Consider the following 9,158-nt stretch of genomic DNA (forward strand, 5'->3'; position numbering starts at 1 on the left):
AATGCTCCTGCAAACCAGTCGTTCCAGTGATTTACTGCGGTATACAGTCCAACTACGGCGATTACCGGTTTACTTAACGGAAGCATGATTTTCAGGTAAGTCTGAAAGAATCCGCAGCCGTCCAGTTTGGCTGACTCTTCCAGGCTGTCCGGGATTCCTTCGAAGAAGGTTCGTACCATCAACAGATAGGTAACGCTCACCAGACTCGGAACCACGTAAACCCAGAAAGAGTTTAACAGGTGTAAGTTTTTGTACTGAATATAGGTAGGGATCATACCACCACCGAACAGCATGGTAAATGTGATCAGCATGGTGATGATCTTTCTTCCCGGCAGATCTTCCTGTTTCAGTGCATAACCTGCCAGAGTAGTTACCATTAAGCTTAAAAACGTTCCGATTACAGTTCTTGCGATCGTGATCACATAAGCTGTGGTAATACTTCCGTCTTTGAATACTTCTTTGAAGTTATCCATGGTGAACTGTCTCGGCCAGAACCATACGCCACCCCTCGCTGCATCAGCTCCGTCGTTGAATGCCAGCGCCACTACGTTCAGGCAGGGGAGCAGAATGATCAGACAGAGTGCAATAATGATCAGATAGATCAGAATCTGAAGTGCCTGATCCACCGGATTAACTTTTATCTTTCTTTTGTGCATTGCGTACCCAATCCTTTCTGTAAGTGTAACTTACCCGCTTTTCATTCCCCTGCCTGCCACCGGGGCAGGCAGGATCTCTTTGTCTTAGTCGTAGAAAGATACAGAGTCCGGATCCTCTTCGTATACATCTTTTACGTATTTCTCAAAACGATCGATCCCTGCTGCCTTCAGCTGATCGCGGAAAGATTCGATGATTGTTTTTACTTCATCATCCGATTTTGCGAAGCAGGCCTGTACGAATGTCTCATCCCAGTCAAGCAGATCCATCTGTGTCTTTACATCCGCAAGTTCGTCCGCGGACATATAAGCTGTTGCATCCAGCCCCGGAACCAGTTTCTTTTCTACCGGGTAGTCTTCTGCAATCTGTACACTTCTTGCAAAAGTAGAGTTACCGGAAGATGCTCCCGGACGTGACTCACCAAAGTTATCTTTGTTGTTTTTGTTTGTCAGAACAAACTCGAAGAAGTAGTTTCCGGATCCACCGAATCCCGCACCGATGGTGTTGATCAGATAATCTGTATCTCCATCATTCAGTTTTTCTGCAACTTCATCTGTCAGTCTTGGGTAGCCGTCTTCCATTGTGTAGGATACACCTTCCGTACCATACTGTGCGATGATCTGTCCTTCTTTTGTAGAAAGCCAGTCAAAGAACTGGAAGATTTCTTCCGGATTCTCTGCATCTGCGGAGATTGCCATACATCCACGACCGCTCTTTCCATGTACAACTTCCTTGTTGTCACCAGCAATATCGTTCAACGGTCCTAACGGGATCCAGTCATCATTGGAGTAAATAATCTCTTCGTAATTATGCACGTCAGCGATAATTGCTGAGTTGTGGTTTTTGGATACTTCTTCTGCACGGGTAGAGTCCATGGTGAAGAATTCCGGGTTCATCAGATCTTCATCCAGAAGTTTTCTCACAAAATTGATTTCATCATATACATGATCGGTTTCTGCGATATGCTTTACATCGCCGTTTTCATCCAGGTTGTAGTCATCGCTTACACCCCAGTCATAACCGGTTGCGATATATTTCAGAGCATCAACAGATCCGCCCCAGTATTTCGGTCCCAAGGGATAGACAGCATTTCCGTTGTCATCAGTATAACCGCCTTCTTTGATCTTAACCAACAGATTATAAAAGTCTTCCTGTGTGTTGATTGCTGTGGTATCAATCCCCAGATCATCTGCAATTGCTTTCTGAATATACATACCTCCTACATATTCTTCATCTGCATTATATTCCAGAGAACGGTCAATTTCATCGATACTCATCTGCCACAGATATACACCATCCAGGTCATCACGGAATACAATGTTGTTCTTTGTATCGTCCGGCAGATAATCGTCTTCATAATATTTGGAATATACTTCGCTGTTTTTCATGTATTCAGATACATCTGCGAACATTCCGTCTTTTGCTGCTTTGTACAGAAGCGGGAACTCCGGTCTTGTGGAGTTATCCAGGTAAGATACGATAACATCCGGGATGGTTCCGGAAGCCAGCTGCGAAGCCAGAACTTTTGCATCACTGTCACCAGGTGTATATTTTACATCCAGTTTGATACCGGTCAGTTCTGTGATCTTTTTCATGGTTTCGGTGTTGTTAAAATCTTTTGGAAGCGTATTTCCGATATCATCTACGTAAGCCTGTACGGTGATGGTCCGGTCAGCGATCCAGGTATCCGGTTTGTCAGAGTTATCTTCACTGGTATCTTCTGTTTTTGCACTGCTGTCTTTGCTATCAGATGAGCCGCCGCATCCTGCAAACATGGTCACTGCCAGTGTTCCTGCCATGGAAGCTGCCATCAGGCGTTTTACGATTTTCTTTTTCATGTAGTTTCCTCCACTTCGTTGAATTCTCAGGTTTCTTTTTTTATTCCTTTTGTTACCATAGTCCGACTTCCGTGATCTTCTTACAGATCCGGTTGCAGACTACTACAAGCACCAGTCCTACCAGACCCTGGATCAGACCGATCGCCGTTGCATATCCAAACTGTCCTCCCTGAATACCCATACGCAGAACGTATACATCAAGGGTATCAGCCAGAGACATGTTACCAGGTGTACGTAACAGCCAGATCTGTTCTACACCGGAAGAAAGCAGTCCGCCAACTCCCATGATAAACAGAAGACCAATCGTTCCCCGGATACCCGGCAGTGTGATATGCCACATTTTTCCCAGTTTTCCGCATCCGTCCATCTCTGCTGCCTCGTACAATGCCAGGTCTACGGAACTGATTGCTGCCAGATACATGATGGAATCCCATCCGATATTTCTCCACAGATCCATGGAAAACAGGATTCTGAAGAAATATTTTGCTTCCATCAGGAAGAATATGCTTCCATCTCCGCCCAGTGCTGCGATTGTCTGATTCAGAACACCGGTGTTTGGTGCCAGAATTCTCTGCAGCATAGTTACGATAATAACAGAAGAGAGAAAATGCGGCAGATATGTGATGGTCTGCGAGATCTTCTTAAACTTCATGCTGCGAAGTTCATTCAGCAAAAGGGCAAGTATGATAGCGAATGGAAATTCCAGGATACATTTGATCACACCGACTGTCAGTGTATTCTTAATCAGTCGTGGTGCATCATAGCTGGAAAAGAAGGTCTTGAAATATTTCAGACCGATCCATGGGCTTCCCCAGATTCCTTTCTTAAAGGAATAATCCTTAAATGCAAGAACAGAACCCGCCATCGGCACATAGCAGATCAGTGCATAGTAGATGATACATGGAATCAGCATCACATACAACGGCCAGTAACGTACCAGTCGTTTCTTCAGCGGCTGTTTTTTCGGCTTATATTTTTTAGCCTTTTCAACACTTGCTGCTTTCATAGATTTCCTCCTTCATTTATTTGATGAGGCTATTATACGAAGCAGCTGTTTTTCTCACAATGGACATTTCTTCCGGCACCAGTGGAAAAATCTACACTCTGAAAAATGTCCAGTATTTTTTATAGATTTATCCACTCAAGTTCCGCACAAATCGGATAATGGTCGGAAAGCCATACTTCTTTGTCGCGGTCTTCCCATTTTTTTACACTGCGGCAGGTAAGTCCTGCATAGCCTTCTTTTGCTTTTTTGATATAAATATAATCGATCCGTTCCGATTCATCTTCCGGTTCAAATCCGTGATAGGTAATGCCAATGCCCTCTGTATAGTTGACATAATCTGTCCGTTCTCTCATCACGGCAAATTCTTCTCCGTCCGGCTCTGCGTTAAAGTCACCCGCAAGGATCACCGGTGCGTTGGCGAATAAAACGGCATCATCCATCTTCTTTAGGATCTGAGACAGTCCCAGGGTTCTTGCCTGCACGCCGAGATGATCCAGGTGGACATCACACAGACGGAAGACTTTCTTCTCCTGAAGATCTTCCAGTACCACTTCCGTGCACACACGCGGACAGATGGACTGTTCCTCGTATCTGCTTGCCGGCACATACGGTGTCGGAGACAACCAGAACGTTTCCATATTGATCAGGTTCAGACGTTTCGTACGGAAAGCTACAGTCATCTGTTCATCTTCGAGTGTTTCGCTTCTTCCACAGCCGATCACGGTATATTCCGTCAGGTTCTCTTTCAGCCATGCTGCCACATGGGGCAGGACTTCCTGAAAGCAGATCACATCCGGTTTCTCTTCGGCAAGTTTCTTTAAGATCACAGGTTTGCGGAACCGAAAACTGTTGGCTCCATCCTGGTCATAATCACATCGTATATTAAAAGTCACTAATTTTAACATATTCTTCCTCCTGTATGTCCTTTTTTCTGTCGCAACTGTTCAGCACTTTCACAATCTAGTACATCGTTTCGTAAATAACTGTATCATTCACGCAGGATACGGATTCGAGTGTGCAGTTAAAAAAACGTAGGCGTAGCGGGCTACGCTGAGGCTTTTTAAACTGTGCAATCGGATTCGTAGACAAGTAAATGATACAGTTATTTTGAAAACGATGTACTAGTTTCTTTCTATCATCAAAACTATCAGAACAGCCACAACCAGATCGGCTGTGTCCATGCTTTCTGTCCTCTGCTGTTCTTGATCGTCACTCTCACATACTCCTCATCTCCGTTTAACGTAAAGCTCCCTTCGGTCAGACAATCCCCTTCCTCGCTGAACAGACAGTCTCCCCGATGCGGTGTCTGAAAATAAATATGCTGACACGGCTCACAGGTCACATGTGCAACTCCGTCTTCCACATAAAAATCATGGAGCAAAGGTCCGGAAGATGCATAAAAACTTCCGTCTTTGATCGCCTCGAGGATTCCCCTGTGGGTAAATTCTTTCGTCTTTACCATGATAAATCCACCCAGATCATGTTCCCCGATATTATGAGCATCATCCGTAGCAAAACAGAAAATTTTATTTCTTACAAACAGAAAATGATCAAAATACGTCTCCGAATTACCGTTGTTTCCGAAAAATTCGGAACCGTGGTTGTAGATTTCCATACCGATCATACCCTGCAGATATTTGATATCGGTAGAATCGATTTTCGACCAGTACGGATGACCATACAGTGTTACATTTCCTCTCTGTCCGAAATATTCGATGATACGCTCCGCTGTTGTCAGCACACCGTTTCTACGTTCTTCTTCAAAAGTATAATGTTCCGGTATCCGGTTTGTCTCCGGCAGACCGAAACCTACCAGATGATGATCCTTTCTTCCCGGAAGCTCAATATCCAGCTCCGTTCCCGGAAATACCAGAAAATCATCCCGGTTCAGTTCCGGATGAATCCCGTAAACCCAGTGATCTGTCAGTGCCAGAAAATCATATCCTTTGCTGCGATAATGTTTTGCAGTCTCTGCCGGCGTATGCATACCGTCCGACCAGGTCGTGTGAGTGTGAAGATTTCCTTTTTTGTAAGTTCCTTCTTTATAAAGTGTTCTCTTTTCCATATGACTCTCCTTTATTTTCGCATATTTTCCAGTTTCGTCAATCTGTCCGGCGTCAGTTGCATCTACTTTCTTCCGTATTTGCGACCATTATAGCAAATCTGTTTTTTTCCTATAATGTACAGAACTTTTAAAATAACTGGACTTTTCTACGAATTTTTTCAGACTATTGACATCGGCAACCGGTCTGCGTATTCTGAGAATACACAGTCGGTATCGTACCGGCTGCAAGGACAGAAAACCTACAAATGAAAATGGAGACTACTATGGAAGAGATGAAAACCATTTACCAGGTAGAAGGAAAATTATGCAAAGACTTTATCGGTCAGATTTCCTACACCGTCTGCCTGGATCAGACTTACGGAGAACTGGATATTGAATTTTCTTTTGGACCGCAGCACTTCCGCCCGGAAGATGTGACTCCGGAACTGAAACAGCGCCTGCTTGACTACTGTAAAAAAGAATATGGTATGGAAGAAGGCACACCGGAGGAATGGGAAGATGCCGTGTATCACGGTATGAAAACCGAGATTCATACCATGGCAACCCTGAATGATACCTTCATCGGCAACATTCACAGACAGCTGACAACCCGACACATGCATTTTACCGCAACAGAAGCTACCGAAGGATGTATCCCACAGTCAACCATCGAGGGTGTATTAAAAGTAACCATCCTGGTATTTTCCGTGCTGCTGGATAACACCAACTACCTACTGACGGTACGCGCACGTTAAGGGAGGAACTTTTTATGTATAAAAGACTGGAATTACACAATCATACCAATGAATCCGACGCAGTATTTACCTGCAAAGAACTGACGGACTTTATGGTGGCAGACCAGGTGGATGCCTTCGCCCTGACTGATCACAACACCATATCCGGACATTGCAAAATTAAAAATTATCTGAAAGAGCATCCACAGCCAATCGACTTTATCCCCGGCATGGAATATACCACTTATTACGGACACATTCTCTGTCTGAACCTGACCGAGTATGTGCCGTGGGAAAATATCAACAGACACAAGCCGGAACTTCTCTTCCGGGCTGCCCGTAAAAAAGGAGCTCTGGTCGGCGTGGCACATCCATATTCCTTCGGATGGCCGTTCGCACAGGGCTGCCGTTTCGAGATGACGATCACGGATTATTCCTGCTGTGACTTCATCGAGATCTTCAACAACCCGGAACCGCTTCACGAAGTCAATGAAAAAGGAGTAAAACTATGGGAAAATCTGGTGCTTTCCGGTGAAAAACTGGCTGCTACCTGTGGCATGGACCTTCATGGCGACAGCACCCTGCACGGACATTACTCCACCTACATCCAGGGCGAACCGCACGGCGATGTCTGCCAGGAACTCTCCGATGCGATCCATAACCAGTGTACCTGGGTATGCAAGGGACCTCTGCTGGAAGTACATAACGATGGAGAAGCACTCACCTTCACCATCCACCAGACCGGAAAACCGGGATACGAACCGCTCACCGGGGATGATTACAAGATCACCCTCCGCACCAAAGATCGGGTCATCACCTGCAACGTCTCCGACCGGATCCCGCTGGCTTCTTTTGCAGAGCATGCTATTATTATCCCGATGCTTTTCGAGAAAGAAACCATTATCGAAAACCTCGTATGTACAAGCCCCGTGATGCATCTGTAAGACACCCTAATAAAAAAAGCTCCCTGTCAGTTTTTGACATGAACCTGTCAGGGAGCTTTTTTATTATGCTGTCTTATTTTTCATTTTTTTCTGGGACATTCCGTCTGTTGCAAGAATTTCTTTCTTCCCAAGCATGCACACCACCAGCGCCAGGAATGTCATCACTATCCAGCTTCCTATCGTCACGTTCCAGCCTTTCTGTTCTACCAGAACACCGATCGTAAACGTGGATACCGCCGTTCCCACATATGCCATACCGTTCATAAAACCGGACACCGTTGATACCTTTCCGATCGCCTCATAGCGAAGCGGGAAGAAATTGACAAATATCGTGTTAACACCCATCATAGATGCCGTTGTCATCGCAAACAGTACAATGGTCAGGATCATCGAAGTATCTTTTCCGATCCAAATGCCCGTCAGAGCCAGCACTGCGATCAGAAACAGCCATACAGCTGCAGCTGCTTCTTGTTTTTTGCATTTCTGATACAGGTACTGTGCCAGATAAGCCCCTGTCAAATTGACGATCGGAAGCACGGTTGTCACCAGAATGGAAAATGCCGGAGATGTGAGGAAAGTCTCCGTAATATACGTCGGAACCCATGTCGTCACTCCGTCCTTTAACATGCCGTGGATGATCACCGGGAATAATACCATCAGGATGCCGAAACCAAGCCATGCCTGTTTTCCTGTATTTGCCGTTTTCGCAGCTGTAGATTCAGCGTTATCCACATCTGCCGTTTCTTCCTCCGGGTTTTTTCCACATTTTTCAATCTTTTCAAACCCAATGATCCAGATAACTGACATCACACACAGACAGATCGCTGCCGCGCCGAACACGGCTCTCCATCCGATCAGCCACATCACAACTGCCGCCAGCAGATACGAAGCCAGCGTTCCTACCACCTGTGAGGATACGATATTGACGCAGAACTTCATCTTCTGTTCCCGGCTCACCATCTCCGCGAAGATCCGAATCACCGGTGGCCAGATCATTGCCTGTGCATACCCGTTGATCCCCCAGACCACTGCCATCGCTCCGAATCCGCCGACAAATCCCATGCACAGATTCGCCCCTGCCGCGATCGCAAGGCCGACAAAAATCATCTTTCCCGGGTGAAACCGGTCACCCAGCATCCCGTTACAGAACTGTCCGATCCCGTAAGCGAAGAAATATACCATACTGATAAATCCTGCCTGGCTTTTCGTCAGAACTGCCTCCTGAATCATCGCCGTCATCGCTGACGAATAATTCAACCGCCCGATATAGGAGGTAAAATAAACAAACCAGCACAGCAAAAACAACAGCTGCGCATCCCTTGGATTTTCAATTTACTATTAGCTGTACAAAGATCGATTTTGAATGTATGCCTTTTCCTCTCATCCTGTGCTCCTGTTTTTTTATTCTGATTTTTCATATACATCTTAACGTAGAAAAATCCACTGTTGCAATAGAAAAAACTATCACCCACAGTGGATTTTTCTACGATTCAATTGTTGCAATCAAATTCTTACAAACCTTATAACCAGAATATAGCATAATAGCATAACGAAAAACACCGGAACCCTGATCTCTCAAGTGTTCCGGTGCCCCTGCCAAGGAGTCGAAGCGACGGGATTCGAACCCACGACCTCTGCGTCCCGAACGCAGCGCTCTACCAAACTGAGCCACGCTTCGATATTTAATTATTGCTCATCAGCAATAACTATTATATATGATAAAATTTTATTTGTCAATAAAATTTTTCATTTTTATATTTATACCTCCGAGCTTTTCTGCCTTGCGGCATAAAAAAGCTCCCCCAGTTGGACTCGAACCAACGACACTGCGGTTAACAGCCGCATGCTCTACCGACTGAGCTATGGAGGATCATTCTCTTTCTCTCTTTTCTCTCCATGTACCTTCAAAACTGCACACACGTAACATCCTTCTTCCTA

Annotated in this window: 8 protein-coding genes and 2 tRNA genes; 2 read left to right on the top strand and 8 right to left on the bottom strand. The window is 45.3% G+C overall.

All coding sequences use genetic code 11. The annotated features are described in order from the left end of the window. The 5 genes from MSA64_RS02125 to MSA64_RS02145 form a co-directional block, all read right to left on the bottom strand. Positions 1-656, bottom strand: a 656-nt coding sequence (locus MSA64_RS02125; protein ID WP_287890330.1) for a carbohydrate ABC transporter permease, incomplete at its 3' end; no start/stop codon positions are given. 84 nt (positions 657-740) lie between these two features. Beyond that, positions 741-2,492, bottom strand: coding sequence for an extracellular solute-binding protein (locus MSA64_RS02130; protein WP_287890332.1), 1,752 nt, complete (start codon positions 2,490-2,492; stop codon positions 741-743). 52 nt (positions 2,493-2,544) lie between these two features. Beyond that, positions 2,545-3,498: an ABC transporter permease gene (locus MSA64_RS02135; RefSeq protein ID WP_287890333.1), complete on the bottom strand. Its 954-nt coding sequence runs from the start codon at positions 3,496-3,498 to the stop codon at positions 2,545-2,547. A gap of 119 nt (positions 3,499-3,617) precedes the next feature. After that, on the bottom strand, positions 3,618-4,403 hold the full coding sequence (locus tag MSA64_RS02140) for an endonuclease/exonuclease/phosphatase family protein (protein WP_287890334.1): 786 nt from the start codon (positions 4,401-4,403) through the stop codon (positions 3,618-3,620). A gap of 242 nt (positions 4,404-4,645) precedes the next feature. Beyond that, positions 4,646-5,563, bottom strand: coding sequence for a PHP domain-containing protein (locus MSA64_RS02145; RefSeq protein ID WP_277664115.1), 918 nt, complete (start codon positions 5,561-5,563; stop codon positions 4,646-4,648). A 263-nt stretch (positions 5,564-5,826) separates the two neighbouring features. On the opposite strand from MSA64_RS02145, the gene MSA64_RS02150 reads away from it, so the two are divergent. Together MSA64_RS02150 and MSA64_RS02155 are read left to right on the top strand one after the other, a co-directional pair. Continuing rightward, positions 5,827-6,297, top strand: coding sequence for a DUF6669 family protein (locus MSA64_RS02150; protein WP_154433197.1), 471 nt, complete (start codon positions 5,827-5,829; stop codon positions 6,295-6,297). 14 nt (positions 6,298-6,311) lie between these two features. Then, positions 6,312-7,220: a CehA/McbA family metallohydrolase gene (locus tag MSA64_RS02155; RefSeq protein ID WP_154433196.1), complete on the top strand. Its 909-nt coding sequence runs from the start codon at positions 6,312-6,314 to the stop codon at positions 7,218-7,220. 63 nt (positions 7,221-7,283) lie between these two features. Here the strand turns inward: MSA64_RS02155 and MSA64_RS02160 are convergent, their stop codons facing one another. The 3 genes from MSA64_RS02160 to MSA64_RS02170 form a co-directional block, all read right to left on the bottom strand. Continuing rightward, positions 7,284-8,525, bottom strand: coding sequence for an MFS transporter (locus MSA64_RS02160; RefSeq protein WP_287890339.1), 1,242 nt, complete (start codon positions 8,523-8,525; stop codon positions 7,284-7,286). Positions 8,526-8,824: 299 nt separating this feature from the next. After that, positions 8,825-8,898 (bottom strand) — tRNA-Pro (locus tag MSA64_RS02165). A gap of 119 nt (positions 8,899-9,017) precedes the next feature. Next, positions 9,018-9,090 (bottom strand) — tRNA-Asn (locus MSA64_RS02170). Between the last annotated feature and the right edge of the window lie 68 nt (positions 9,091-9,158).

Origin of the sequence: Oliverpabstia sp., from assembly GCF_022785585.1 — a bacterium.
Lineage (GTDB): Bacteria > Bacillota > Clostridia > Lachnospirales > Lachnospiraceae > Oliverpabstia > Oliverpabstia intestinalis.